Source organism: Pseudomonas sp. S36, from assembly GCF_016647875.1.
GTDB classification, from domain to species: Bacteria; Pseudomonadota; Gammaproteobacteria; order Pseudomonadales; family Pseudomonadaceae; genus Aquipseudomonas; species Aquipseudomonas parafulva.
Genome location: NZ_JACVVG010000059.1, coordinates 1 through 24,609, shown reverse-complemented (window position 1 = coordinate 24,609; position 24,609 = coordinate 1). Strand labels below are relative to the sequence as shown.

23 protein-coding genes and 1 other RNA gene are annotated in these 24,609 nt (G+C 63.5%); 20 read left to right on the top strand and 4 right to left on the bottom strand.

Annotation, left to right across the window (positions count from 1 at the left end):
- The first annotated feature begins 160 nt into the window (after nt 1-160).
- A complete protein-coding gene (locus IAE36_RS21555; protein WP_028635196.1) occupies nt 161-784 on the top strand; it encodes a glutathione S-transferase N-terminal domain-containing protein in 624 nt (207 codons plus the stop codon).
- Nucleotides 785-794: 10 nt separating this feature from the next.
- Entirely contained in the window at nt 795-1,223 is a 429-nt protein-coding gene (locus IAE36_RS21550; protein WP_201165250.1) for a ClpXP protease specificity-enhancing factor, read from the top strand.
- A 72-nt stretch (nt 1,224-1,295) separates the two neighbouring features.
- Here the strand turns inward: IAE36_RS21550 and IAE36_RS21545 are convergent, their stop codons facing one another.
- From IAE36_RS21545 to IAE36_RS21530, 4 genes are all read right to left on the bottom strand, one after another.
- Nucleotides 1,296-1,874, bottom strand: coding sequence for a BON domain-containing protein (locus IAE36_RS21545; RefSeq protein WP_028635194.1), 579 nt, complete (start codon nt 1,872-1,874; stop codon nt 1,296-1,298).
- Nucleotides 1,871-2,464, bottom strand: a complete 594-nt coding sequence (locus IAE36_RS21540) for a phosphoheptose isomerase (RefSeq protein ID WP_028635193.1) — start codon at nt 2,462-2,464, stop codon at nt 1,871-1,873. Before IAE36_RS21540 ends, IAE36_RS21545 begins: the two co-directional genes overlap by 4 nt.
- Nucleotides 2,465-2,550: 86 nt before the next feature.
- On the bottom strand, nt 2,551-2,922 hold the full coding sequence (locus IAE36_RS21535; protein ID WP_201214613.1) for a YraN family protein: 372 nt from the start codon (nt 2,920-2,922) through the stop codon (nt 2,551-2,553).
- Nucleotides 2,922-4,739: a penicillin-binding protein activator gene (locus IAE36_RS21530; RefSeq protein WP_201214610.1), complete on the bottom strand. Its 1,818-nt coding sequence runs from the start codon at nt 4,737-4,739 to the stop codon at nt 2,922-2,924. The genes IAE36_RS21535 and IAE36_RS21530 overlap by 1 nt, the downstream gene beginning before the upstream one ends.
- 186 nt (nt 4,740-4,925) lie before the next feature.
- On the opposite strand from IAE36_RS21530, the gene rsmI reads away from it, so the two are divergent.
- From rsmI to lpxC, 18 genes are all read left to right on the top strand, one after another.
- Nucleotides 4,926-5,801 (top strand): 16S rRNA (cytidine(1402)-2'-O)-methyltransferase, encoded by an 876-nt coding sequence (gene rsmI / locus IAE36_RS21525; RefSeq protein ID WP_201214607.1) that lies wholly within the window; start codon nt 4,926-4,928, stop codon nt 5,799-5,801.
- A gap of 67 nt (nt 5,802-5,868) precedes the next feature.
- Nucleotides 5,869-6,241: RNase P RNA component class A (gene rnpB / locus IAE36_RS21520), an RNA gene on the top strand.
- Nucleotides 6,242-6,548: 307 nt separating this feature from the next.
- A complete protein-coding gene (gene mraZ, locus IAE36_RS21515) occupies nt 6,549-7,004 on the top strand; it encodes a division/cell wall cluster transcriptional repressor MraZ (RefSeq protein ID WP_004575120.1) in 456 nt (151 codons plus the stop codon).
- Entirely contained in the window at nt 7,001-7,948 is a 948-nt protein-coding gene (gene rsmH / locus IAE36_RS21510) for a 16S rRNA (cytosine(1402)-N(4))-methyltransferase RsmH (protein WP_442967484.1), read from the top strand. Before mraZ ends, rsmH begins: the two co-directional genes overlap by 4 nt.
- Nucleotides 7,945-8,238, top strand: a complete 294-nt coding sequence (gene ftsL / locus IAE36_RS21505; protein ID WP_028635188.1) for a cell division protein FtsL — start codon at nt 7,945-7,947, stop codon at nt 8,236-8,238. The genes rsmH and ftsL overlap by 4 nt, the downstream gene beginning before the upstream one ends.
- Nucleotides 8,238-9,977: a peptidoglycan D,D-transpeptidase FtsI family protein gene (locus IAE36_RS21500; protein WP_161629597.1), complete on the top strand. Its 1,740-nt coding sequence runs from the start codon at nt 8,238-8,240 to the stop codon at nt 9,975-9,977. Before ftsL ends, IAE36_RS21500 begins: the two co-directional genes overlap by 1 nt.
- Complete coding sequence (locus IAE36_RS21495; protein WP_201214604.1) at nt 9,977-11,464, top strand: UDP-N-acetylmuramoyl-L-alanyl-D-glutamate--2,6-diaminopimelate ligase; 1,488 nt, start codon at nt 9,977-9,979, stop codon at nt 11,462-11,464. Before IAE36_RS21500 ends, IAE36_RS21495 begins: the two co-directional genes overlap by 1 nt.
- A complete protein-coding gene (locus tag IAE36_RS21490) occupies nt 11,457-12,824 on the top strand; it encodes a UDP-N-acetylmuramoyl-tripeptide--D-alanyl-D-alanine ligase (protein WP_201214601.1) in 1,368 nt (455 codons plus the stop codon). Before IAE36_RS21495 ends, IAE36_RS21490 begins: the two co-directional genes overlap by 8 nt.
- Nucleotides 12,824-13,906, top strand: a complete 1,083-nt coding sequence (gene mraY / locus IAE36_RS21485; RefSeq protein WP_028635184.1) for a phospho-N-acetylmuramoyl-pentapeptide-transferase — start codon at nt 12,824-12,826, stop codon at nt 13,904-13,906. The genes IAE36_RS21490 and mraY overlap by 1 nt, the downstream gene beginning before the upstream one ends.
- 6 nt (nt 13,907-13,912) lie before the next feature.
- Complete coding sequence (gene murD / locus IAE36_RS21480; protein WP_201214599.1) at nt 13,913-15,259, top strand: UDP-N-acetylmuramoyl-L-alanine--D-glutamate ligase; 1,347 nt, start codon at nt 13,913-13,915, stop codon at nt 15,257-15,259.
- Nucleotides 15,259-16,470 carry a putative lipid II flippase FtsW gene (ftsW, locus tag IAE36_RS21475; protein WP_174435888.1) on the top strand — a complete coding sequence of 404 codons (1,212 nt, stop codon included), beginning with the start codon at nt 15,259-15,261 and terminating at the stop codon, nt 16,468-16,470. Before murD ends, ftsW begins: the two co-directional genes overlap by 1 nt.
- Entirely contained in the window at nt 16,460-17,539 is a 1,080-nt protein-coding gene (gene murG / locus IAE36_RS21470) for an undecaprenyldiphospho-muramoylpentapeptide beta-N-acetylglucosaminyltransferase (protein WP_060483268.1), read from the top strand. The genes ftsW and murG overlap by 11 nt, the downstream gene beginning before the upstream one ends.
- Complete coding sequence (murC, locus tag IAE36_RS21465; protein WP_028635180.1) at nt 17,532-18,980, top strand: UDP-N-acetylmuramate--L-alanine ligase; 1,449 nt, start codon at nt 17,532-17,534, stop codon at nt 18,978-18,980. Before murG ends, murC begins: the two co-directional genes overlap by 8 nt.
- Nucleotides 18,977-19,933, top strand: a complete 957-nt coding sequence (locus IAE36_RS21460; RefSeq protein WP_201214597.1) for a D-alanine--D-alanine ligase — start codon at nt 18,977-18,979, stop codon at nt 19,931-19,933. Before murC ends, IAE36_RS21460 begins: the two co-directional genes overlap by 4 nt.
- A gap of 5 nt (nt 19,934-19,938) precedes the next feature.
- Entirely contained in the window at nt 19,939-20,808 is an 870-nt protein-coding gene (locus IAE36_RS21455) for a cell division protein FtsQ/DivIB (RefSeq protein ID WP_028635178.1), read from the top strand.
- Nucleotides 20,809-20,822: 14 nt separating this feature from the next.
- On the top strand, nt 20,823-22,079 hold the full coding sequence (gene ftsA, locus IAE36_RS21450; RefSeq protein ID WP_015271706.1) for a cell division protein FtsA: 1,257 nt from the start codon (nt 20,823-20,825) through the stop codon (nt 22,077-22,079).
- Nucleotides 22,080-22,134: 55 nt separating this feature from the next.
- Nucleotides 22,135-23,331, top strand: coding sequence for a cell division protein FtsZ (ftsZ, locus tag IAE36_RS21445; RefSeq protein ID WP_003251871.1), 1,197 nt, complete (start codon nt 22,135-22,137; stop codon nt 23,329-23,331).
- Nucleotides 23,332-23,443: 112 nt separating this feature from the next.
- Complete coding sequence (lpxC, locus tag IAE36_RS21440) at nt 23,444-24,355, top strand: UDP-3-O-acyl-N-acetylglucosamine deacetylase (protein WP_028635177.1); 912 nt, start codon at nt 23,444-23,446, stop codon at nt 24,353-24,355.
- Nucleotides 24,356-24,609: the final 254 nt, after the last annotated feature.

The window sequence follows — 24,609 nt, the reverse complement described above, 5'->3', positions numbered from 1 at the left end:
CCCCCCCCCCCCCCCCCCCCCCCCCCCCCCCCCCCCCCCCCCCCCCCCCCCCCCCCCCCAAACCCCCCCCCCCCCCCCCCCCCCCGGCCCCACCCCCCGGGGGGCCCGCGGGCGCGTTTTCATTTACAGTTTTACAAGCATCCCTGCGAGGAGGCTCTACATGGGCGTAACCAACAGGTTAGCCTGCTATTCCGATCCTGCTGACCACTACTCTCACCGCGTGCGCCTTGTGCTGGCCGAGAAAGGTGTCAGCGTGCAGGTCATCGATGTCGACCCCAGCCGGGTGCCGCCCAAGCTGGCCGAGGTCAACCCGTATGGCAGCGTGCCAACCCTGGTCGACCGTGACCTGGTGTTGTATGAGTCGACCGTGGTAATGGAGTACCTGGAGGAGCGTTACCCGCACCCGCCGCTGATGCCGGTGTACCCGGTTGCACGTGGCAACAGCCGTTTGCTGATGCACCGCATCCAGCGCGACTGGTGCAGCCTGGCTGACCAGGTACTGGGCCCTCGCAGCAGCGAGCCAGCCCGGGCCAATGCGCGCAAGGCGCTGCGCGAGAGCCTGACCGGGGTGTCGCCGTTGTTCGGTGAGTTCGCCTGCTTCATGAGTGAGGAGCAAAGCCTGGTCGATTGCTGTCTATTGCCCATACTCTGGCGCTTGCCGATCATGGGTATCGAATTGCCGCGGCAAGCCAAGCCGCTGCTGGATTACATGGAGCGTCAGTTTGCCCGGGAGCCGTTCCTGGCCAGCCTGTCCTCCGTTGAACGTGAAATGCGCAAGCTTTAAGGAGCTGTTGATGAACTCCAGTCGCCCCTATCTGGTTCGAGCACTGTACGAGTGGATCGTCGACAACGATTGCACGCCCCATATGCTGGTCAACGCCGAGTACCCGAAGGTGCAGGTGCCGGATGGCTTTGCCACCGATGGCCAGATTGTCCTGAACATTTCCCCAAGCGCGGTGCGCAGTTTGCACATGGACAACGACGCGGTCAGCTTCGAGGGCCGCTTTGGCGGCGTGCCTCATTCGCTGTTCGTGCCTATTGCTGCAGTGCTGGGTATCTACGCACGCGAGAATGGCCAGGGCATGGTCTTCGAGTTGGAGTCGCCTCTGGAGGAGGAAGCGCTTGAAGACGACGCTGCGCAACCGGATGACGATGGGCCGCCAGAAGGTGGCGGTCAGCCTCCTCGCCCCAGTGGCCGGCCCAGCTTGAAAGTGGTCAAGTAATAAAAAAGGCGATCCGTAAGGATCGCCTTTTTTTCACGGTGTCTGGCACAGGCGCCAAGAAACCCAGCCTAATCAGTCGATATATTCGAACAGCTTGACGATTTTCTGCACGCCCGACACGCCCTGCACCACGGCGGTAGCCGAATTGGCCTCCTGTTGGGTTACCAGACCCAGCAGGTACACGATGCCATTTTCGGTAATCACCTTGATGCGCGAGCTTGGCACGCCGGAGTCTGCCAGCATCTGGGTCTTGATCTTGGTGGTCAGCCAGGCGTCGTTATTGCGCGCCAGGATGGAGGAGGGCTGCATCACTTGCAGCTCGTTATGCACCTTCTTCACCCGCTGGACCTGGCTGGCGGTCTGTTCCGCCAGGGCCTTGAGGTCGGCCCGTGGGGTTTGGCCAGCCAGCAGGACGATACCGTTGTAGCTGCTGACAACGATGTGCGAGCCCTTGTCCAGATCTGGGCTGGCCTTGGCGATGTTGACCGATGCCTTGGTCTCGATCAGCGAATCATCGATCTTGCTACCGATGGTGCGGGTACCGCGATCATCCTCGATCGGCGAATTACGGGTTGAGTTGAGCACCGAACTGCAACCGGTGACACTCAGGCACAGGGTCAGGGCCAAAAGGCCGACGCGCATAGGGGTCATTCTTCACTCCCGAACAGTTGGCTGTCGATCAGATCGCACAGGCAGTGGATCGCCAGCAGGTGGACTTCCTGGATGCGAGCTGTGACCGTCGAGGGTACACGGATCTCGACGTCTTCGGGCAGCAGCAGCGAGGCCATGCCTCCGCCGTCGCGGCCTGTCAGTGCTACGACAATCATTTCGCGATCGTGTGCGGCCTGGATGGCCTGGATCACGTTGGCAGAATTGCCGCTGGTGGAGATCGCCAGCAGCACATCCCCGGGCTGGCCCAGGGCGCGAATCTGCTTGGAAAAGACCTCGTTGTAACTGTAGTCATTGGCAATCGAGGTCAGGGTGGAGCTGTCAGTGGTCAGGGCGATGGCCGGCAGGCTGGGGCGCTCGCGCTCAAAGCGGTTGAGCAGCTCCGAAGAGAAATGCTGCGCGTCGCCGGCCGAGCCGCCATTGCCGCACGCGAGCATCTTGCCCTCGTTCAGCAGTGCGTTGACCATGACCAGGCTGGCGTGCTCGATATGCGGTGCCAGGATGTCCATTGCCTGTTGCTTGGTGTCGATGCTGGCCTGGAACAGCCGGCGAATTCGGGATTGCATGTCCATCTGGTGACCTTAAGTGGGGCGGTGGCCGGCGCGGCGCGCAACGGTGACCAGCCCGCGAAACATAGAGCAAAAAAAATGAAGTGGGTTCAGCATTCGAAGGCGTTTTTCAGCCATTGAAGCGGCCTGCCAGCATGCTGGCTGCCTTGCAGGGCGACCACATCGAAGCGGCAGGGGTGGTCGCCCCAACGGGGTTGCTGGTGCAGGAACACACGGGCGGCAAGCACCACTCTGTTCTGCTTGCGCCGATCAATGCTGCCGAGGGCGCCACCAAAGCCCGCATGCAAGCGGTAGCGGACTTCGACGAATACTACTGTATCGGCGTCGAGCATGACCAGATCAAGCTCGCCGCCTTTGCATCGCCAGTTGCGAGCCAGCAGTTGCAGGCCCTGCCCTTGAAGGTGTTCAAGGGCCTGGGTTTCTGCAGCCTGCCCGGCGCGTGTGGGCGACGCCGTTGCCATCAGCGAGCAGTGTCGGGCAGGCGCTTGACCTGGCCGCCGGCAAACTCGGCCCACGGCAGCTGACGCTCGACACGCTGGCTGGCATTCATGCTCAGGCTACCCGACAGCCCCTGGATGCGGTTGTCTGGCAGTGCCTTGAGTTGGCCCAGGCGCGGCGCCAGGCTATAGGCGTCCACCCCCATGGCATACAGGCGGCCAAGGCTGCCAGCAGCTTGTGGCCATTGCTGCACTACCTGCTGACGCAGGCTGTTGCTCGTGTCCAGCAGCCATGGGGTTTCGCAGAAGCGGATGCCGTTCATGTCGTTGTACTGGTTCACGTCACCGCTGGCGCTGTAGAGGTTCGAGGTGGCGTACACCGGTACATCGCCCGCGTACTGGAAGTTGAGTGTGGGCTTGATCTGCTGGGCCTGTTGCGGCGTGGAGGCCAGGAAGATGAAGTCGATGTCCTGGCGGCGCGAGGGCTGCGCGGCGATGTTGCCACCCACGGTGCTCTGCAGGCTCTTGGCCCGGCCTTCGCTTTGGCGCAGCTGGAACAGGTCGGCAATCTGCTGGGCAAGGGCTACCGGTTGCGCAATGCGCTCTGCGGCAAGCAAGGTGCCGCCGTTGGCTTCCCAGTCCTTGCGGAAGGCGGCGAGTACGCGATCACCCCATTCGCCACTGGGCACCAGTGCCACGGCGCGCACCATGCCGTCGGCGCGTGCCCGGCGTGACACTTCGCGCGCTTCGTCTTCGGCCGCCAGGCCAAACTGGAAGAGCTGTGGCGGTGCGGTCTGGCCGGCGTCTGCGTAGTTGAGTGCCAGGGTGGTGACAGGCAGCTGCGGCTTGGCCGCCAACTGCTTGACCAGGGGTTTTTCCAGCGGGCCGATCACCAACTGCACGCCATCGGCCTGGGCCTGGCGGTAGAAGTCGTCCAGCGAGCCGATGCGCGAGCTGTCCACTACCTGCACGGCTGGGGTTGGCTGGCCGGATTGCTGGGCTTGCAAGTGGGCGGCCATGAAGCCATCGCGCAGTGCGCGTGCCACACCGGCCAGCGGACCTTCCTGAGGCAGCAGCAAGGCGATCTTGGTCAGTGGCTGGCTGGCCAGTGCTTTGAGCTTGGCCAGGGCCGATGGCAGCTGTTGGGCGGCTGGGTGATCCGGGTGCTGTTTCACCCAGGCATCGATGGCTGCCTGCTGTTGCTCCAGAGTGCCGGCGCTTTTCACCGCCAGCGCGAGGCTGGCCCAACCGTTGAGCACCGGATCGGTGCCAGGCTGTTGCAGTTGCTCGGCCGGCAGTGCGGCGACCAGCGCCCAGATGGCGTCGTTGTTGGCGCTGGCAGCGGCGCCGCTGAGCAGCGGTGCCAACAGCACACGCTGCTGTGCGGCAGGCAGCGCCTGGCCGTCGGCTTCGAGGGCGGCAGCGTGCACACTGTAGGTGCGGACCTGCTGCTCGGCCGGCAGCTCAGCGGTGTGCTGCAGGCTGGGGTGAGCCAGGGCTGCGAGGGCCGCCTTGGGTTGGTTGCGGCTCATCGCCAGTTCCGCCGCCAGGGTGCTGGCGAACACTTGCTGTGCCGGCTTGAGCGTGTCTACGGGGACTTGTTCGAGGATGCGTGCGGCGCGCGGGAAGTCTTTTTGCTTGTAAGCCAAGTCTGCTGCGCTCAGGCGCAGCAGGGCAGCGTCCTCGGCAGATTTGCTGGAAGCGGCCTTCTCGAGCAATTGCTCGATGCTGGCGTCCGGGGTACGTGGCAGCTCGCCGAGGCTGGATGAGGGCGAGCTGGCGCAGGCTGCAAGCAGAGCAGCAAGACAGAGGGCTGTGAGCAGCCGCAGGCAAGCGATCATGTAATAGTCCTGTTACTCGATCAAGTTGGCCGGCAATTGTACCCAAGCACTGGCCGGGGCGCGATGTCGCCGTGTTGATCCTTCACTATAGGTGGCCTTGCGCAGACCGAAAGCGAACTTCTTTGCGCCCTGTTGCGGGTGCTCGGGCTACAATGGCGCCTTTGATCCAGATGACAGGTGCGTGCAGTGACTGATGTGGCAGGGGCTTCCAAAACCGCAATAGGGACGCTTTACGTCGTGGCCACCCCTATCGGCAACCTTGACGACATGAGCGCCAGGGCGCTGAAGGTGTTGGCGGACGTGGCCCTGATTGCAGCCGAAGACACGCGTCACTCCATCCGCCTGCTGCAGCATTTTGGTATAGAAACACCCTTGGCCGCATGCCATGAACACAACGAGCGTGATGAAGGGGGGCGCTTCCTTACCCGTCTGCTGGCAGGGGATGACGTGGCGCTGGTGTCCGATGCCGGCACGCCGCTGATATCCGACCCGGGTTACCATCTGGTGCGTCAGGCGCGCCAGGCTGGGGTCAGGGTGGTGCCGGTGCCAGGCGCCTGCGCGTTGATCGCCGCGCTGTCGGCCGCCGGCCTGCCATCGGATCGCTTCATTTTCGAGGGCTTTCTGCCCGCCAAGGCGGCAGGGCGCCGCGCCCGTCTTGAGCAGCTCAAAGAGGAGCCGCGCACGCTGATCTTCTACGAGGCCCCGCATCGCATTCTGGAATGCCTGGAAGACATGCAGTCGGTATTGGGCGGTGAACGCCCTGCGGTTCTGGCCCGTGAACTGACCAAGACCTTCGAAACCCTGAAGGGGGTACCCCTGGCGGAACTGCATGCCTTCGTGGCGGGTGACAGCAACCAGCAGCGTGGCGAGTGCGTGGTGTTGGTGGGCGGCTGGTCGGCGCCGGAAGGTGAGCAGGCCATCAGTACCGAAGCGCAACGGGTGCTGGACCTGCTGCTGGCTGAGTTACCGCTCAAGCGGGCAGCAGCACTGGCTGCTGACATAACCGGCGTGCGCAAGAACCTGCTGTATCAACTGGCCCTGGGAAAACAGAAGGCTAAATAGTGGCAATTTGATATATGTGCCGGTATCGCTTGTTCTTGAAGGCGACTACCGTTACTCTTTGCGGCGGAGAGTCGATCGGACAGTCGCTGCCTGTTTAAGTTCCGCAGTTCTGCTGCGCAACTGCAGGGGGAGGAAAGTCCGGGCTCCGCAGGGCAGAGTGCCAGGTAACGCCTGGGAGGCGCGAGCCTACGGAAAGTGCCACAGAAAATAACCGCCTAAGCGCTTCGGCGCCGGTAAGGGTGAAAAGGTGCGGTAAGAGCGCACCGCACGTCTGGCAACAGTTCGTGGCTAGGTAAACCCCACTCGGAGCAAGACCAAATAGGGTTCCATCAGGCGTGGCCCGCGTCGGAACCGGGTAGGTTGCTAGAGGCGTCCAGTGATGGCCGTCGTAGAGGAATGACTGTCCTCGACAAAACCCGGCTTACAGATCGACTCTCCACCTTTTCTCCCTGCTTGAATCGATAGCAGATCCCCGCTGGTAATGCCGAAAAAATCTTACTCTTCATAAATTACTTTAAGTTCCAGCGCCAGGCGCCTGGGTGGGTTTGATTTTTCTCGTCTTTTTATATCCCCGGTATTCCTTCCCCCTTCTTTTATTGCGCTAAATCTCGGTCCTGTAAGGCTTTTCCTTCCGAACGTGCCTTGACGGTGCTGCGGGCGGATTCCTATAGTGTGCGCAAGTGGCAGAAAGTGGGATGAAGTGGGTTTTCTGGCACAAAAACGCTACCATTGTGGGGAATCGCAGCCGTGTTCCGCGGAGCCAACGCCGTCAGCCTCGATGCAAAGGGCCGTCTCGCCATGCCGAGCCGGTACCGTGACGAGCTCGATTCGCGCTGCAATGGCCAGCTCATCGTGACCATTGACGCTGTTGACCCCTGCTTGTGTGTCTATCCGCTCGACGAGTGGGAACAAATAGAAGCCAAGTTGCGTGCCTTGCCGTCGCTTCGTGAAGAAAACCGCCGCCTGCAGCGTTTGCTGATCGGCAATGCGGTTGACCTGGAGCTCGATGGCAGTGGCCGTTTCCTGGTGCCGCCCCGCCTGCGGGAGTACGCCAAGCTGGACAAGAAGGCGATGCTGGTGGGGCAACTGAACAAATTCCAGCTGTGGGATGAAGATGCCTGGAACGCGGTTTCGGCAGCCGACCTTGCAGCTATTCAACAACCGGGCGCCATGCCCGACGAACTGCGTGACCTGATCCTGTGACCATAGATAGCGGCTTCAACCACATCACCGTCCTGCTCGACGAAGCTGTCGAGGCATTGGCCTTGCGCGCCGACGGTTGCTATCTGGACGGTACCTTCGGCCGCGGCGGCCACAGTCGGTTGATCCTGAGCCGGCTCGGGCCGAAGGGGCGGCTGCTGGGGTTCGACAAAGATCCACAGGCGATTGCCACGGGGCAAGCGCTGGCGGCCGAAGACGGCCGCTTTGTCATTGTGCAGCGCAGCTTTGCCGAGCTGGGTGCAGAGGTTGCCGAGCGCGGGTTGCACGGCAAGGTCAGTGGTGTGCTGCTGGACCTGGGTGTTTCGTCGCCGCAGCTGGACGACCCGGAGCGCGGTTTCAGCTTCCTCAATGATGGCCCCTTGGACATGCGCATGAACCCGGCTCAGGGCATCAGCGCCGCCGAGTTCATCGCCACCGCACCTGCAGAAGAAATTGCCCGCGTGTTCAAGGAATACGGTGAAGAGCGCTTTGCCGGCCGCATGGCACGCGCTGTGGTCGAGCGCCGTGAAACCCAGCCGTTCACCCGTACTGCCGACCTGGCAGAAGTGCTCAAGGTGGCCAACCCGGCCTGGGAGAAGGGCAAGAACCCGGCGACCCGGGCTTTCCAGGGCCTGCGCATCCACGTCAACAATGAGCTGGGCGACCTGGAGGCCGGCCTGGAAGCCGCGCTTGACGCCCTGGAAGTCGGCGGCCGCCTGGCTGTCATCAGCTTCCACTCGCTGGAAGACCGCATCGTCAAGCTGTTCATGCGCAAGCTGGTCAAGGGTGAGGCCGACAACCTGCCGCGTAACCTGCCCGTGCAGCACAAGGTGTTCGAGCCCAAGATCAAGCTTATCGGCAAGGCCCAGTTCGCCTCTGAGGCCGAGCTCAAGGCCAACCCACGGTCGCGCAGTGCGGTAATGCGTGTGGCGGAGAAACTGCGGTGAGCAAGCTGTTCGCCAAGCCCCTGCCAGGCGGAAGCTTCCTGATGCTCCTGCTGTTCGTCGGCGTGCTGATTTCGGCCATCGCTGTATCGTACAGCGCGCACTGGAACCGCCAGTTGCTCAATACCCTCTACGGCGAGCTGAATGACCGCGACAAGGCCCAGGCCGAGTGGGGCCGGCTTATCCTCGAACAGAGCACCTGGACCGCTTCCAGCCGCATCGAGAACCTGGCGTCCGAGCAACTGAAGATGCGCGTGCCTGCCGCTGACGAAGTGCGGATGGTGACGCCATGATGAAGCTCGAAGGCGCACTGTACCCATGGCGGTTTCGCGTGGTCATCGGCCTGCTGGCGCTGATGGTGGGCGCCATCTGCTGGCGCATCGTCGATCTGCAGGTGGTCGACCGTGACTTCCTCAAGGGCCAGGGCGATGCCCGCAGCCTGCGTCATATTCCCATCCCGGCACACCGCGGCCTGATCACCGACCGCAATGGTGAGCCTCTGGCCGTGAGTACGCCGGTCACCACCTTGTGGGCCAACCCTAAGGAAATGCAGGCCTCGCGCGACCGCTGGCCGCAACTGGCTGCTGCCTTGGGGCAGAACGCGCAGCAGTTGACCGAGCGCCTGACCCAGCAGGCCAGCAAAGAATTCATCTACCTGGTACGTGGCCTGACCCCGGAGCAGGGCCAGCATGTGCTGGACCTGAAGGTGCCGGGTGTGTACGGGCTGGAAGAATTCCGTCGCTTCTACCCGGCCGGCGATGTGACCGCGCACATGGTTGGCTTCACCGACCTGGACGACCATGGCCGCGAAGGGGTCGAACTGGCCTACGACGAGTGGCTGGCGGGCGTGCCGGGCAAGCGACAAGTGATCAAGGACCGGCGTGGCCGGCTGATCAAGGACATCCAGGTTACCAAGAACGCCAAGGCCGGGAAGACCTTGGCGTTGTCGATAGACCTGCGCCTGCAATACCTGGCCACCCGTGAGCTGCGCAACGCCATCGCCGAACAGGACGCCAAGGCGGGCAGCCTGGTGATCATGGACGTTAAGACTGGCGAAGTGCTGGCCATGGTCAACCAGCCCACCTACAACCCCAACAACCGTCGCAGCATGTTCCCGGCAGCCATGCGCAACCGGGCGATCATCGACGTGTTCGAGCCGGGTTCCACGGTCAAGCCGATCTCCATGAGCGCCGCCTTGCAGAGCGGCCGCTGGAAGCCTACCGACAAGGTCGAGGTCTACCCGGGCAGCCTGCAGATCGGCCGCTACACCATCAAGGACGTGTCCAAGAGCGAGGGCCCGATCCTCGACCTGACCGGCATCCTGATCAACTCCAGTAACGTGGGCATGAGCAAGATCGCCTTCGACATTGGCGGCGAAGCCATTTACCGGGTGATGTCCCAGGTGGGCCTGGGCCAGTACACGGGCCTGGGCTTCCCGGGTGAACGGGTGGGTAACCTGCCTAACCACCGTGAATGGCGCAAGGCCGAAACGGCCACCTTGTCCTACGGCTATGGCGTATCGGTGACTGCCCTGCAACTGGTGCATGCCTACGCGGCGCTGGCCAACGACGGCAAGATGGTGCCGCTGTCGATCCTCAAGGTCGACAAGGCGCCTGAAGCCGTGCAGGCCATCCCCAAGGAAACCGCTGAAACCGTGCAGGGCATGTTGCAGCAGGTGATTGAAGCACCGCGCGGCGTGTTCCGTGCCCAGGTGCCGTTCTATCACGTGGCTGGCAAGTCGGGTACGGCGCGTAAGGCCACGGTGGGCTCCAAGGGCTACACCGAGAACGCCTACCGTTCGTTGTTCGCAGGCTTCGGCCCCATGAGCGACCCACGCTACGCCATCGTCGTGGTGATCGACGAACCAGGCAAGGGCGGCTACTTCGGCGGCCTGGTGTCGGCACCGGTCTTCAGCAAGGTCATGTCCGGCACCCTGCGGCTGATGAACGTACCGCCAGACAACCTGCCCCCACCGGCACCGGCCGAGCAATCGCAAGTCAATGCAGCCGCCGCCAAGGGAGGGCGTGGATAATGACGATGCCACTGAGCAAACTGTTTGCCCACGCCAGCCGCGACCCGCTGATTCGCGAGTTGACCCTGGACAGCCGCCAGGTACGCCCTGGCGACCTGTTCCTGGCCGTGCCGGGTGCCAAAATGGATGGGCGTGGTCACATTGCCGATGCCCTTGCCCGTGGCGCCGCAGCTGTGGCCTACGAAGAGCAGGGCGCCAACGTGTTGCCCCTGACCGACGTACCGCTGATTCCGGTAAAAGGCCTGGTCGCCCAGTTGTCGGACATTGCTGGCCGCTTCTATGGCGACCCCGGCCGCCAGCTGAACCTGCTGGGCGTCACCGGTACCAATGGCAAGACCAGCGTTACCCAACTGGTTGCCCAGGCACTGGATGCGTTGGGCCAGCGTTGCGGCCTGATCGGCACGCTGGGTACCGGCTTCTATGGCGAGCTGCAGAGCGGGCGGCTGACCACACCCGACCCCATCGCCGTGCAGGCCACCCTCTACGACCTCAAGAAGCAGGGCGCCAAGGCCGTCGCCATGGAAGTCTCTTCCCATGCCCTGGAGCAGGGGCGTGTGGCTGCGCTCGACTTCGACATTGCGGTGATGACCAACCTGTCCCGCGACCACCTGGATTACCACGGCAGCATGCAGGCCTACGAAGCGGCCAAGGCCAAGCTGTTCACCTGGCCCAGCTTGCGCTGCCAAGTGGTCAACCTGGATGACGGGTTCGGCCAGCGCCTGGCAGACGCCTATGCCAGGCGCCCTGTCGGTGATCATATCGAGACCCGGCTGATCAGTTATAGCCTGGAAAACCCGGACGCCACGCTGTTCTGCCGCGAGGCCGTGTTCACCGATGAGGGCGTGTGCGCCACCCTGGTCACGGCGCAGGGCGAACGCACGCTGCGCAGCCAGCTGCTGGGCCGTTTCAACCTGAGCAACATGCTGGCCGCCGTCGCCAGCCTGCTGGCGCTGGACTACGCGCTGGACGAAATCCTCAAGGTCACCCCGCAACTGCAAGGGCCGGTAGGCCGCATGCAGCGCCTGGGGGGCGGTAGCAAACCGCTGGTGGTGGTGGACTATGCACACACACCCGATGCCCTGGACAAAGTACTGGAAGCACTGCGCCCGCATGCGCACGGCCAGCTGCTGTGCCTGTTTGGCTGCGGCGGCGATCGCGACCGCGGCAAGCGCCCGCTGATGGCCGAAGTGGCCGAGCGCCTGGCCGACCGGGTGCTGGTCACCGATGACAACCCGCGCAGCGAAGACCCACAGCGCATCTTCGACGACATCCGCCCGGGCTTTTCCGCGCCAGATGCGGTGGCCTTCGTCTCTGGCCGCGGCGCAGCCATTGCCCAACTGATCGCCGGTGCTGCCGCCGACGATGTGATCGTGCTGGCCGGCAAGGGGCACGAGGATTACCAGGAGATCAATGGCGAACGTCACGCCTTCTCCGATTTGATCGAAGCCGACAAGGCACTCGCAGCCTGGGAGGCACCACATGCTTGAGCCCATGACCCTCAGCCAGCTGACGGGCGCACTTGGCGGTCGCCTGAGCGGTGCCGACGCGCGCTTCGATGGCGTGAGCATCGACAGCCGCAGCGTGGGTGCCGGGCAGCTGTTCGTTGCCCTGACCGGCCCGCGTTTCGATGGCCATGACTACCTGGCCGATGTGCAGGCCAAGGGCGCTGTTGCGGCATTGGTCGAGCGCGAAGTGGCAGGCGTCGACCTGCCACAGCTGGTGGTCGCCGACTGCCGTGTGGCCCTGGGCCAGCTTGGCGCGCTGAACCGTGCCCGGTTCCACAACCCGGTGGTGGCCATTACCGGCTCCAGTGGCAAGACCACGGTGAAGGAAATGCTCGCCAGCATCCTGCGCACCCGCGGCCTGGTGCATGCCACCCGTGGCAACCTGAACAACGACCTGGGTGCGCCGCTGACCCTGCTTGAAATTGCGCCCGAGCACAGCGCGGCAGTGATCGAGCTGGGCGCCTCGCGCATTGGCGAAATCCGCTACACCGTCGGCCTGACCAAACCACAGGTGGTCATCATCAACAACGCCGGTACCGCCCATGTAGGCGAGTTCGGCGGCCCGGAAAAGATCGTCGAGGCCAAGGGCGAGATCCTGGAAGGCCTGGGTGAAGGTGGCATTGCCATCCTCAACCTGGCCGACAAGGCGTTCGATATCTGGCGCAAACGCGCCGGTAGCCATCGCGTCATCAGCTTCGCCCTGGATAACCCCGGGGCCGACTTCCATGCCAGCAACCTTGGCCGGGATGTACGTGGCTGCCCGGCCTTCACCCTGCATGGCGCTGGCGGTGAAGTCACCGTGCAACTGAACCTGCTGGGCGTGCACAACGTCAGCAACGCACTGGCTGCCGCTGCTGCTGCCCACGCCGTGGGCGTGAGCCTGAGCGGCATCGCCGCGGGCCTCGCTGCCGTGCAGCCGGTCAAGGGCCGGACCGTGGCGCAGATCGCGCCGGGTGGGGCCTGTGTTATCGACGACAGCTACAACGCAAATCCCACCTCCATGTGCGCGGCCATTGATATACTCGCCGCCTTTTCCGGGCGTACCGTCCTGGTGCTTGGAGATATCGGCGAACTGGGGCAGTGGGCAGAGGAAGGCCACCGTCAGGTGGGTGACTATGCCCGCGGCAAAGTCGACGCCCTTTACGCGGTGGGTGCCAACATGGCCCACGCGGTACAGGCATTCGGCGCACATGGCCGCCATTTCGCGACGCAAGCTGAGCTCATCGACGCTGTCAGTGCCGAGAACGTCAGCGACACCACCATATTGATAAAAGGCTCGCGCAGCGCTGCGATGGAAAACGTCGTGGCTGCACTGTGCGGTGCCAGCGGGGAGAAACATTAATGCTGCTGCTGTTGGCCGAGTATCTGCAACAGTTCCACAAGGGCTTCGCGGTCTTCCAGTACCTGTCCCTGCGCGGGATTCTGGGTGTACTGACCGCGTTGTCGATGGCGCTGTGGCTGGGGCCGTGGATGATCCGTACCCTGCAAATCCGTCAGATCGGCCAGGCCGTGCGCAACGACGGGCCGCAATCGCACCTCTCCAAGTCCGGCACCCCGACCATGGGTGGTGCGCTGATCCTTTCCGCCATCGCCGTCAGCACGCTGCTGTGGGCTGACCTTACCAACCGTTACGTGTGGGTGGTGCTGATCGTCACCCTGGCTTTCGGTGCCATCGGCTGGGTGGACGACTACCGCAAGGTCATCGAGAAAAACTCCCGTGGGCTGCCCAGCCGCTGGAAGTACTTCTGGCAGTCGGTGTTCGGCCTGGCTGCAGCGGTATTCCTGTACAAGACCGCGCCAACCAGTGTCGAAACCACGCTGATACTGCCGTTCATCAAGGACGTCACCATCCCGCTGGGCATCGGCTTTGTGGTGCTGACCTATTTCGTCATCGTCGGCTCCAGCAACGCCGTCAACCTCACCGACGGCCTCGATGGCCTGGCGATCATGCCGACGGTGATGGTGGGTGGGGCGCTCGGCATTTTCTGCTACCTGTCGGGCAACGTGAAGTTCGCCGAATACCTGCTGATCCCGTACGTGCCGGGCTCGGGCGAGTTGATCGTGTTCTGCGGTGCGCTGATCGGTGCCGGCCTGGGCTTCCTGTGGTTCAACACTTACCCGGCGCAGGTCTTCATGGGCGACGTGGGCGCGCTGGCGCTGGGCGCGGCACTGGGCACCATTGCCGTCATTGTCCGCCAGGAAATCGTGCTGTTCATCATGGGCGGCGTGTTCGTGATGGAAACCCTGTCGGTGGTGATCCAGGTGGCGTCGTTCAAGCTCACCGGCAAGCGCGTGTTCCGCATGGCGCCGATACACCACCACTTTGAACTCAAGGGCTGGCCGGAGCCACGGGTGATTGTCCGCTTCTGGATCATCACCGTGATTCTGGTGCTGGTTGGCCTTGCAACCCTGAAACTGAGGTAGACGAGCGTGTCACTGATCGCTTCCGACCAATTCCGCATCGTTGTCGGCCTCGGCAAGAGCGGCATGTCCCTGGTTCGCTTCTTGGCGAGCCGGGGCATCGCCTTTGCGGTCGCCGACACCCGCGAGCAACCGCCGGAACTGGACACCCTGCGCCGTGACTACCCGCAGGTGGAAGTACGCTGTGGCGAACTGGATGTCGACTTCCTGTGCCGCGCCAGCGAGCTGTATGTAAGCCCTGGCCTGGCCCTTGCCACCCCGGCGCTGCAACAGGCGGCGGCACGGGGGGTGAAGCTTTCTGGCGACATCGAGCTGTTTGCCCGCCATGCCAAGGCACCGATCATCGCCATCAGCGGCTCCAACGCCAAGAGCACCGTCACCACACTGGTGGGCGAGATGGCGGCCAAGGCCGGCAAGCGCGTAGCGGTGGGCGGTAACCTCGGCACGCCGGCGCTGGACCTGCTGGCCGATGACGTCGAGCTGTACGTGATGGAGCTGTCCAGCTTCCAGCTGGAAACCACTGACCAGCTCAATGCCGAAGTGGCCACGGTGCTGAACATCAGCGAAGACCACATGGACCGCTACAGCGGCCTGCCGGCCTATCACCTGGCCAAGCACCGCATCTTCCGTGGGGCGCGCCAGGTGGTGGTCAACCGCCAGGATGCACTCAGCCGGCCACTGCCGGTCGAAGGTCGCCCGTGCTGGACATTTGGCCTGAACCAACCGGACTTCAAGGCGTTCGGCCTGCGCGAAGTGGATGGCGAGAAGTACCTGGCGTTCGAGTTCCAGAACCTGATGCCGGTGCGCGAGCTGAAGATTCGTGGCGCCCACAACCAGAGCAACGCCCTGGCTGCCCTGGCCTTGGGGCACGCCGCCGGGCTTGCCTTCGCGCCCATGCTGGAGGCCCTGCGCGCATTCGGTGGCTTGGCCCACCGTTGCCAGTGGGTGCGCGAGCGCGATGGCGTGAACTGGTATGACGATTCCAAGGCGACCAACGTTGGGGCAGCCCTGGCTGCCATCGAAGGTTTGGGTGCCGACATTGAGGGCAAGCTGGTGCTGATCGCCGGGGGGGATGGCAAAGGTGCCGAGTTCACGGCGTTGCGTGAGCCGGTCAAGCGTTTCTGCCGCGCGGTAGTGCTGCTGGGCCGTGACGCCGAGCGCCTGGCCGACGCACTGGGCGACGACGTGCCGCTGGTGCGCGTCGGCACCCTGGAAGATGCCGTGCGCCAATGCGCCGAGCTGGCCCAGCGGGGGGACGCCGTGCTGCTGTCGCCGGCCTGCGCCAGCCTCGACATGTTCAGGAATTTCGAAGAACGCGGGCGGCTGTTTGCCCAGGCCGCGGAGGCACTCGCATGATCTTCGGTGTCCTCAAGCCTTACCCGTCGCCACTGATCAGTGGCCGTGGCATCGACCTGGACTTCGCGCTGCTGGCAGGTTGCCTGGCCTTGCTGGGCCTTGGCCTGGTGATGATCACCTCGGCTTCGTCGGAAGTGGCTGCCGTGCAGTCGGGTAACCCGCTCTACCACATGTACCGCCACCTGGTGTACGTGTTCCTGGGCCTGGTCGCCTGCGGCGCGACCATGATGGTGCCGATCGCCACTTGGCAGCGCATGGGCTTCATGATGCTGCTGGGCGCCTTCGGCCTGCTGGTGCTGGTGCTGGTGCCCGGCATTGGCCGCGAGGTGAACGGTTCGATGCGCTGGATCGGCTTCAGTTTCTTCAACGTGCAGCCGTCTGAAATCGCCAAGGTATTCGTGGTCATCTACCTCGCCGGTTACTTGGTGCGGCGCCAGACCGAGGTGCGCGAAAGCTGGATGGGCTTCTTCAAGCCGTTCATCGTGCTGCTGCCCATGGCCGGCCTGCTGCTGATGGAGCCGGACTTCGGCGCCACCGTGGTCATGATGGGTGCGGCTGCTGCCATGCTGTTCCTCGGTGGGGTTGGGCTGTTCCGCTTCAGCCTGATGGTGGTGCTGGCGGTGGTGGCGGTGTTCGTGCTGGTACAGGCGCAGCCCTATCGAATGGCGCGGCTGATCACCTTCACCGACCCCTGGTCCGACCAGTTCGGCTCGGGTTACCAGCTTACCCAGGCGCTGATTGCCTTCGGCCGTGGCGAGTGGCTGGGCGTGGGCCTGGGCAACAGTGTGCAGAAGCAGTTCTACCTGCCAGAAGCCCACACCGACTTCGTGTTCTCGGTGCTGGCAGAAGAGCTGGGCGTGGTCGGCTCGCTGGTCACCATTGCGCTGTTCGTATTTGTCACCGTGCGTGCCCTTTACATCGGTTTGTGGGCCGAGAAAGCCAAGCAGTTCTTTGCTGCCTACATGGCATTCGGCCTGGCCTTCCTGTGGATTGGCCAGTTCCTGATCAACATCGGCGTGAACGTCGGCCTGTTGCCGACCAAGGGCCTGACCCTGCCGTTCCTCAGTTATGGCGGTAGTTCCCTGGTGATTTGCTGCGCCTGCGTGGGCCTGTTGCTGCGCATCGAGTGGGAAAGCCGCACGCACCTGGGTAGCGAGGAACATGAATTCAGCGAGAGCGATTTTGCCGAGGAGCCCAGTCATGGCCGCTGACGGCAAAAACGTATTGATCATGGCAGGCGGCACCGGGGGCCACGTGTTCCCGGCCCTGGCCTGCGCCCGTGAGTTCCAGGCCCGCGGGTATGCCGTGCATTGGCTGGGTACCCCGCGTGGCATCGAGAACGAACTGGTGCCTCAGGCAGGTCTGCCGTTGCACCGCATCGAGGTCAGCGGTTTGCGCGGCAAGGGCAAGCTGTCGCTGCTGAAGGCGCCGCTGATGCTGATCAAGTCGGTCTTGCAGGCCCGGCGTGTGATCCGTCAGCTCAAGCCGGTCTGCGTGCTGGGCTTCGGTGGCTACGTCACCGGCCCAGGCGGTGTGGCGGCCAAGCTGTGCGGTGTGCCGCTGGTCATCCACGAGCAAAACGCCCGGGCCGGTACCGCCAACCGCCTGCTGGCACCGCTGTCGGCGCGGGTGTGCGAGGCGTTCCCGAACACATTCGACGCCAGCGACAAGCGCCGTACCACGGGGAACCCGGTGCGCCCTGAGCTGTTCATGGACGCACAGCGCGCACCGCTGGCTGCGCGCCCGGCACGCCTGCTGGTACTCGGCGGTAGCCTGGGTGCGGAACCATTGAACAAATTGTTGCCTAAGGCGCTGTCCGAAGTGCCTGCGGCCGTCAGGCCAGAGGTGTTCCATCAGGCCGGCAAGCAGCATGCGCCGGTCACCGCCGAGCGTTATCGCGAGGCTGGCATAGAGGCTCAGGTAGAGCCCTTCATCAAGGACATGGCCCATGCCTACGGCTGGGCTGATCTGGTGGTGTGCCGGGCCGGCGCCCTGACTGTCAGCGAGCTGGCGGCAGCGGGCCTGCCTTCGATGCTGGTGCCCTTGCCCCATGCCATCGACGACCACCAGACCCATAACGCCCAATATCTGGCCCGTGAAGGCGCTGCCTTCCTGATGCCACAAGCGACAACTGGCGCAGCGCAGCTCGCTGAACGCCTGAACGAGGTGCTGATGCAACCCGAGAAACTCACTGTCATGGCTGGTACTGCAAGACGCCTGGCCAAACCTGCTGCAACCAGCACCGTAGTCGACATCTGCCTGGAGGTGGCCCATGGTTGAGAGCCAGAAAGCCATGCCCCAGCCGAAAATGGGCCGTATCCGTCGCATTCACTTCGTCGGCATTGGCGGTGTGGGCATGTGCGGCATCGCCGAGGTGCTGCTGAACCTGGGCTATGAAGTGTCCGGTTCCGACCTGAAGGCCTCGCCTGTCACCGAGCGCCTGGAATCGTTCGGCGCCCAGATCTTCGTCGGCCACCGCGCCGAGAATGCGGCCACCGCCGATGTGCTGGTGGTGTCTAGCGCGATCAACCCTGCCAACCCGGAAGTGGCCACCGCGCTGGAGCGCCGTATCCCGGTGGTACCGCGCGCCGAGATGCTTGCCGAACTGATGCGTTACCGCCATGGTGTGGCCGTTGCCGGCACCCACGGCAAGACCACCACCACCAGCCTGCTGGCATCGGTGTTCGCCGCAGGCGGCCTGGACCCTACGTTCGTCATCGGTGGCCGCCTGACTGCAGCCGGCACCAACGCCCAGCTGGGCACCAGCCGCTACCTGATCGCCGAAGCCGACGAGAGCGACGCCAGCTTCCTGCACCTGCAACCGATGGTTGCCGTGGTCACCAACATCGACGCCGACCACATGGCCACCTACGAAGGTGACTTCAACAAGCTGAAGAAAACCTTCGTCGAGTTCCTGCACAACCTGCCGTTCTACGGCCTGGCCGTGATGTGCCTGGACGACCCGGTAGTGCGCGAGATCCTGCCGCAGGTCAAGCGCCCGACGGTTACCTACGGCTTCAGCGAAGAGGCCGACATCCGCGCGATCAACGTGCGCCAGCAGGGCATGCAAACCCACTTCACCGTGCTGCGCCGCGACTGCGAGCCGCTGGAAGTGTCGGTGAACATGCCGGGCAACCATAACGTGCTGAATGCCCTGGCCACCATCGCCATCGCCACCGACGAAGGCATTGCCGACGACGCCATCATCCAGGGCCTGTCCGGCTTCCAGGGTGTCGGCCGGCGCTTCCAGGTATATGGCGAACTGCCGGTAGACGGTGGCAGCGTGATGCTGGTGGACGACTACGGCCATCACCCTACCGAAGTGGCTGCTGTGATCAAGGCGGTACGCGGTGGCTGGCCCAGCCGCCGCCTGGTGATCGTGTATCAGCCGCACCGCTACAGCCGTACCCGTGACCTGTACGACGATTTCGTCCAGGTGCTGGGCGATGCCAACGTGCTGCTGTTGATGGAGGTGTACCCGGCCGGTGAGGAGCCGATCCCGGGCGCCGACAGCCGCCAGCTGTGCCACAGCATCCGCCAGCGCGGCAAGCTGGACCCGATCTACATCGAACGTGGCGCCGAGCTGGCGCCGCTGGTCAAGCCCTTGCTGCGTGCCGGCGACATCCTGATTTGCCAGGGGGCCGGCGACGTCGGCGGCCTGGCCCCGCAATTGATGAAAAGCCCGCTGTTCGCTGGCGCCAAGCAGGAGAAGTCGAAATGACCAGCGCCTACGACACGTTGCACTCCACCCTGGACGTCAAGGCGTTCGGCCGCGTCGCGGTACTGTACGGCGGCAAGAGCGCCGAACGCGAAGTGTCGCTGAAGTCCGGGGCTGCCGTGATCAGCGCGTTGACGGCAGCGGGTGTTGACGTGGTTGCCATCGATGTGGGCGACGACCTGCTCACCCGCCTGCAAAGCGAGAAGGTCGACCGTGCGTTCATCATCCTTCACGGTCGCGGCGGCGAAGACGGCAGCATGCAAGGCTTGCTGGAGTGTCTGGGCATCCCTTACACCGGCAGTGGCATCCTCGCGTCGGCGCTGGCCATGGACAAGCTGCGCACCAAGCAGGTGTGGCAGAGCCTGGGCATCCCCACGCCACGCCATGCGGTGTTGGCAAGCGAAAGCGATTGTTTGCGTGCCAGCACGGAACTGGGCTTCCCGCTCATCGTCAAACCTGCCCATGAAGGCTCCAGCATCGGCATGGCCAAGGTGAACAGCGAGCAGGAACTGGTCGCCGCCTGGCGAGACGCCGCCAACTACGATTCCCAGGTACTCGTTGAACAGTGGATTCACGGCCCGGAGTTCACCATTGCGGTACTGCGCGGGCAGGTGCTGCCGCCAATCGCCCTGGGTACCCCGCACGTGTTCTACGACTACGACGCCAAGTACATCGCCAACGACACCCAGTACCGCATTCCCTGCGGGCTGGACAGTGTCAAGGAACAGGAACTGATCGACCTGACCGCCCGTGCTTGCGATGCCATCGGCATCGAAGGCTGGGGCCGGCTGGACGTGATGCAGGACGAGCAGGGCCGGTTCTGGCTGCTCGAAGTCAACACCGCACCCGGCATGACTGATCATAGCCTGGTGCCCATGGCGGCCCGCGCGGCCGGCCTGGACTTCCAGCAATTGGTGCTGGCGATCCTGGCCGACAGCATGGCGACGCGAGGTTAACCATCATGCAAGGCGCGATGATACGTCAGCAGCAACCCGTTACCGGCCGTAGCAAGCCGGTGCCGCGTGGTGCCAGCCGGCTGGTGGCCGACGAGCCCGTATCGGCGCGCCTGCCGCGGCCTAGCCTGGGCGGCCTCAAGCGCCTGCTGTGGCCGGTGCTGCTGGTAGCCGCAGGTTTTGGTGCGTACGAGGGCGCGGTGCGGCTGATGCCCTATGCCGACCGGCCCATCACCAAGATCGACGTGCAGGGCGACCTGACCTACATCAGCCAGCAGTCCGTGCAGCAGCGCATCGCCCCCTACGTGGCGGCCAGCTTCTTCACCGTCGACCTGCCGGCGATGCGTACCGAGCTTGAGCAGATGCCCTGGATCGCCCACGCCGAAGTACGCCGTGTATGGCCGGACGAGGTCGTGATCCGCCTCGAAGAACAACTGCCGGTGGCGCGCTGGGGTGATGAAGCCTTGCTCAACAACCAGGGCCAGGCATTCACCCCGCGCGAGCTGGCCAACTACGAGCACCTGCCGCAGCTGGCCGGGCCGCAGCGTGCACAGCAACAAGTCATGCAGCAGTATCAGGTACTGAGCCAGATGCTGCGCCCCCTGGGCTTTTCCATCGCACGCCTGGAGCTGCGCGAGCGGGGCAGCTGGTTCCTGACCACGGGTGCGAGCAGCGCCGGGCCAGGCATCGAGTTGCTGCTGGGGCGCGACCATCTGGTAGAGAAGATGCGCCGTTTCATTGCCATTTACGACAAGACGCTTAAAGAGCAGATCGCCAACATCGCCCGCATCGATCTGCGATACGCCAACGGACTTGCCGTTGGCTGGCGGGAACCGATTGCACCGACGACGGCCCAACCCGCCGTTGCGAAGAATTAGAGAGAGGCAGGACCATGGCAAACGCGCATAGCGGCAAAATGATCGTCGGGCTGGACATTGGCACCTCCAAGGTGGTGGCGCTGGTGGGTGAGGTGGGCGAGGACGGCACCCTGGAAATCGTCGGGATCGGCACCCATCCGTCCCGGGGCCTGAAAAAAGGCGTGGTGGTGAACATCGAGTCCACCGTGCAGTCGATCCAGCGTGCCGTTGAAGAAGCGCAGCTGATGGCCGGTTGCCGCATTCACTCGGCATTCGTTGGCGTAGCCGGTAACCACATCCGCAGCCTCAACTCCCACGGTATCGTCGCCATTCGCGACCGTGAGGTCAGCCTGGCCGACCTGGAACGGGTACTGGATGCGGCCCAGGCCGTCGCCATCCCGGCAGACCAGCGTGTGCTGCACACCCTGCCGCAGGACTATGTGATCGACAACCAGGAAGGTGTGCGCGAGCCGCTGGGCATGTCGGGCGTACGCCTGGAGGCCAAGGTTCACGTGGTGACCTGCGCCGTCAACGCTGCCCAGAACATCGAAAAGTGCGTGCGCCGCTGCGGCCTGGAAATCGACGACATCATCCTCGAGCAACTGGCCTCGGCCTACTCGGTGCTGACCGATGACGAGAAAGAGCTGGGTGTGTGCCTGGTGGACATCGGGGGTGGTACTACCGACATCGCCATCTTCACCGAAGGCGCCATCCGCCACACGGCGGTGATCCCGATTGCCGGCGACCAGGTAACCAATGACATTGCCATGGCCCTGCGCACGCCCACCCAGTACGCCGAGGAAATCAAGATCCGTTACGCCTGTGCCCTGGCCAAGCTGGCCGGCGCTGGCGAAACCATCAAGGTGCCAAGCGTGGGCGACCGTCCGCCGCGCGAACTGTCGCGCCAGGCCCTGGCCGAAGTCGTGGAGCCGCGTTACGACGAGCTCTTCACGCTGATCCAGGCCGAACTGCGCCGCAGCGGCTACGAGGACCTGGTGCCCGCGGGCATCGTCCTCACCGGCGGTACTGCAAAAATGGAAGGCGCCGTTGAACTGGCCGAAGAAATCTTCCACATGCCGGTACGCCTGGGCGTACCGCACAGCGTTCGGGGGCTGAGCGACGTGGTGCGCAACCCGATTTATTCCACCGGTGTGGGCTTGCTTACCTACGGCCTGCAAAAGCAGACCGAAGACCTGCCTTTGACCGGCAACAGCAGCAACAACAGCTATGGCGATGAACCGAAGGCCCCGGTGCTTGAGCGCTTCAAGCGGTGGGTTCAAGGCAACTTCTAAGTTTCAAAGCAGTAGTGGTAGGCGCGACAACTAGAGAACTGTAAGGAGAGGGAAAATGTTCGAGCTCGTAGACAACGTCCCGCAAAGCCCGGTCATCAAGGTGATCGGTGTAGGTGGTGGTGGTGGCAACGCCGTCAACCACATGGTCAAGAGCAGCATTGAAGGCGTGGAATTCATCTGCGCCAACACCGATGCTCAAGCCCTGAAAAACATCGGTGCACGCACCATCCTGCAATTGGGCACTGGCGTGACCAAGGGCCTGGGTGCAGGTGCCAATCCGGAAGTCGGCCGCCAGGCCGCGCTGGAAGACCGTGAGCGCATCGCCGAAGTGCTGCAAGGCACCAACATGGTGTTCATCACCACTGGCATGGGCGGCGGTACCGGTACCGGTGCAGCACCGATCATTGCCGAAGTGGCCAAGGAAATGGGCATCCTCACCGTTGCGGTGGTGACGCGTCCGTTCCCGTTCGAAGGCCGCAAGCGCATGCAGATCGCCGACGAAGGCATCCGCATGCTGGCTGAAAGCGTCGACTCGTTGATCACCATCCCCAACGAGAAGCTGCTGACCATCCTGGGCAAGGATGCAAGCCTGCTGTCTGCCTTCGCCAAGGCGGATGACGTGCTGGCCGGCGCCGTGCGCGGTATCTCCGACATCATCAAGCGCCCTGGCATGATCAACGTCGACTTTGCCGACGTGCGCACCGTGATGGGCGAGATGGGCATGGCCATGATGGGTACCGGCTGCGCCAGTGGCCCGAACCGTGCTCGCGAGGCCACCGAGGCGGCCATCCGCAACCCGCTGCTTGAAGATGTCAACCTGCAGGGCGCCCGTGGCATCCTGGTGAACATCACCGCAGGCCCTGACCTGTCGCTGGGTGAATACTCCGATGTGGGTAGCATCATCGAAGCCTTCGCCTCCGACCACGCCATGGTCAAGGTGGGTACCGTGATCGACCCGGACATGCGCGACGAGCTGCACGTCACCGTTGTGGCCACTGGCTTGGGTGCGCGTATCGAGAAGCCGGTCAAGGTTGTCGACAACACCCTGCAAACTGCCCAGCAGGCCTACGAGGCATCCAACCCTGCCCCGGTGCGCCAGGAGCAGCCAGCGGTCAACTACCGTGACCTGGAGCGCCCGACCGTAATGCGCAACCAGGCCCACGCCGGTGCTGCCGCAGCCGCCAAGCTGAACCCTCAGGACGACCTGGATTACCTCGATATTCCGGCATTCCTGCGTCGTCAGGCCGATTAATGAAATTTATCAGGGGTATAAGGGTGATTGGTATTCATCAAAGGTTGGGTCTGTTATCATCCCCAGCCTTTGTTGATACCTGTTCGCAATTTGCGCTGAAGCGGCCAATGCCATGATTAAACAACGCACCCTGAAGAATACCATCCGTGCCACAGGTGTCGGTCTGCACTCCGGGGAGAAGGTCTACCTGACCCTCAAGCCTGCACCTGTTGACACCGGCATCGTCTTCCGCCGCGCCGACCTGGACCCTGTGGTCGAGATCCCTGCGCGTGCGGCCAACGTCGGCGAAACAACCATGTCGACGACGCTGGTCAACGGTGACGTCAAGGTCGATACGGTCGAGCACTTGCTCTCCGCCATGGCGGGTTTGGGCATCGATAACGCCTACGTCGAGCTCTCCGCCTCGGAAGTGCCGATCATGGATGGCAGCGCCGGACCTTTTGTATTCCTGATTCAGTCTGCCGGCCTGGAAGAACAGGACGCAGCCAAGAAGTTCATCCGCATCCTGCGTGAGGTAACCGTGGAAGAGGGCGACAAGCGCGCCACGTTCCTGCCTTTCGAAGGTTTCAAGGTGAGCTTCGAGATCGACTTCGATCACCCGGTGCTTCGCAACCGGACCCAGAGCGCCAGCGTCGACTTTTCCAGCACGTCGTTCGTGAAGGAAGTGAGCCGCGCCCGCACCTTCGGCTTCATGCGTGACATCGAATACCTGCGCAAGCACAACCTTGCGTTGGGTGGTAGCGTCGAGAACGCCATCGTGGTCGACGAGGAAGGTGTACTGAACGAAGACGGCCTTCGCTACGAAGACGAATTCGTGAAGCACAAGATCCTCGATGCCATTGGCGACCTCTACCTGCTGGGCAACAGCCTGATCGGCGAGTTCAAGGGCTTCAAGTCCGGGCACGCGCTGAACAACCAGCTGCTGCGCAAGTTGATTGCTGAAACTGATGCTTGGGAAGTGGTTACGTTCGAAGATGCCAGTACGGCACCGATCTCCTACATGCGCCCTGTTGCGGCTGTGTAAGTTCGAACATTCTCTAGTTCATTAAGGCCACCTTCGGGTGGCCTTTTTTATGGTTCAGCTACCTGCTCAAACTCTCCTCAATCAGCCTACTCCAGTCCAGTCTCCCCCCGTCCCGTCCCGTCTTTTTGCTGTTGCTGTTGCTGTTGCTTCTAAGCGCGCGAAAGCCCAGGCGACGCAGATTGCGACTTCAGGAGGCCGAGCGCAGGGCTTGCGGAGGGAGGTGACGGGCATGGATGCCCGTCAAGCGCTGAGGC

Excerpts from the sequence above, each read along its gene's own strand:
- IAE36_RS21555 (WP_028635196.1), top strand. The coding sequence starts at position 161 with ATGGGCGTAACCAACAGGTTAGCCTGCTATTCCGATCCTGCTGACCAC.
- IAE36_RS21550 (WP_201165250.1), top strand. The coding sequence starts at position 795 with ATGAACTCCAGTCGCCCCTATCTGGTTCGAGCACTGTACGAGTGGATC.
- IAE36_RS21545 (WP_028635194.1), bottom strand. The coding sequence starts at position 1,874 with ATGACCCCTATGCGCGTCGGCCTTTTGGCCCTGACCCTGTGCCTGAGT.
- IAE36_RS21540 (WP_028635193.1), bottom strand. The coding sequence starts at position 2,464 with ATGGACATGCAATCCCGAATTCGCCGGCTGTTCCAGGCCAGCATCGAC.
- IAE36_RS21535 (WP_201214613.1), bottom strand. The coding sequence starts at position 2,922 with ATGGCAACGGCGTCGCCCACACGCGCCGGGCAGGCTGCAGAAACCCAG.
- IAE36_RS21530 (WP_201214610.1), bottom strand. The coding sequence starts at position 4,739 with ATGATCGCTTGCCTGCGGCTGCTCACAGCCCTCTGTCTTGCTGCTCTG.
- IAE36_RS21500 (WP_161629597.1), top strand. The coding sequence starts at position 8,238 with ATGAAGCTCGAAGGCGCACTGTACCCATGGCGGTTTCGCGTGGTCATC.
- IAE36_RS21495 (WP_201214604.1), top strand. The coding sequence starts at position 9,977 with ATGACGATGCCACTGAGCAAACTGTTTGCCCACGCCAGCCGCGACCCG.
- IAE36_RS21490 (WP_201214601.1), top strand. The coding sequence starts at position 11,457 with ATGCTTGAGCCCATGACCCTCAGCCAGCTGACGGGCGCACTTGGCGGT.
- mraY (WP_028635184.1), top strand. The coding sequence starts at position 12,824 with ATGCTGCTGCTGTTGGCCGAGTATCTGCAACAGTTCCACAAGGGCTTC.
- murG (WP_060483268.1), top strand. The coding sequence starts at position 16,460 with ATGGCCGCTGACGGCAAAAACGTATTGATCATGGCAGGCGGCACCGGG.
- murC (WP_028635180.1), top strand. The coding sequence starts at position 17,532 with ATGGTTGAGAGCCAGAAAGCCATGCCCCAGCCGAAAATGGGCCGTATC.
- IAE36_RS21460 (WP_201214597.1), top strand. The coding sequence starts at position 18,977 with ATGACCAGCGCCTACGACACGTTGCACTCCACCCTGGACGTCAAGGCG.
- IAE36_RS21455 (WP_028635178.1), top strand. The coding sequence starts at position 19,939 with ATGCAAGGCGCGATGATACGTCAGCAGCAACCCGTTACCGGCCGTAGC.
- ftsA (WP_015271706.1), top strand. The coding sequence starts at position 20,823 with ATGGCAAACGCGCATAGCGGCAAAATGATCGTCGGGCTGGACATTGGC.
- ftsZ (WP_003251871.1), top strand. The coding sequence starts at position 22,135 with ATGTTCGAGCTCGTAGACAACGTCCCGCAAAGCCCGGTCATCAAGGTG.
- lpxC (WP_028635177.1), top strand. The coding sequence starts at position 23,444 with ATGATTAAACAACGCACCCTGAAGAATACCATCCGTGCCACAGGTGTC.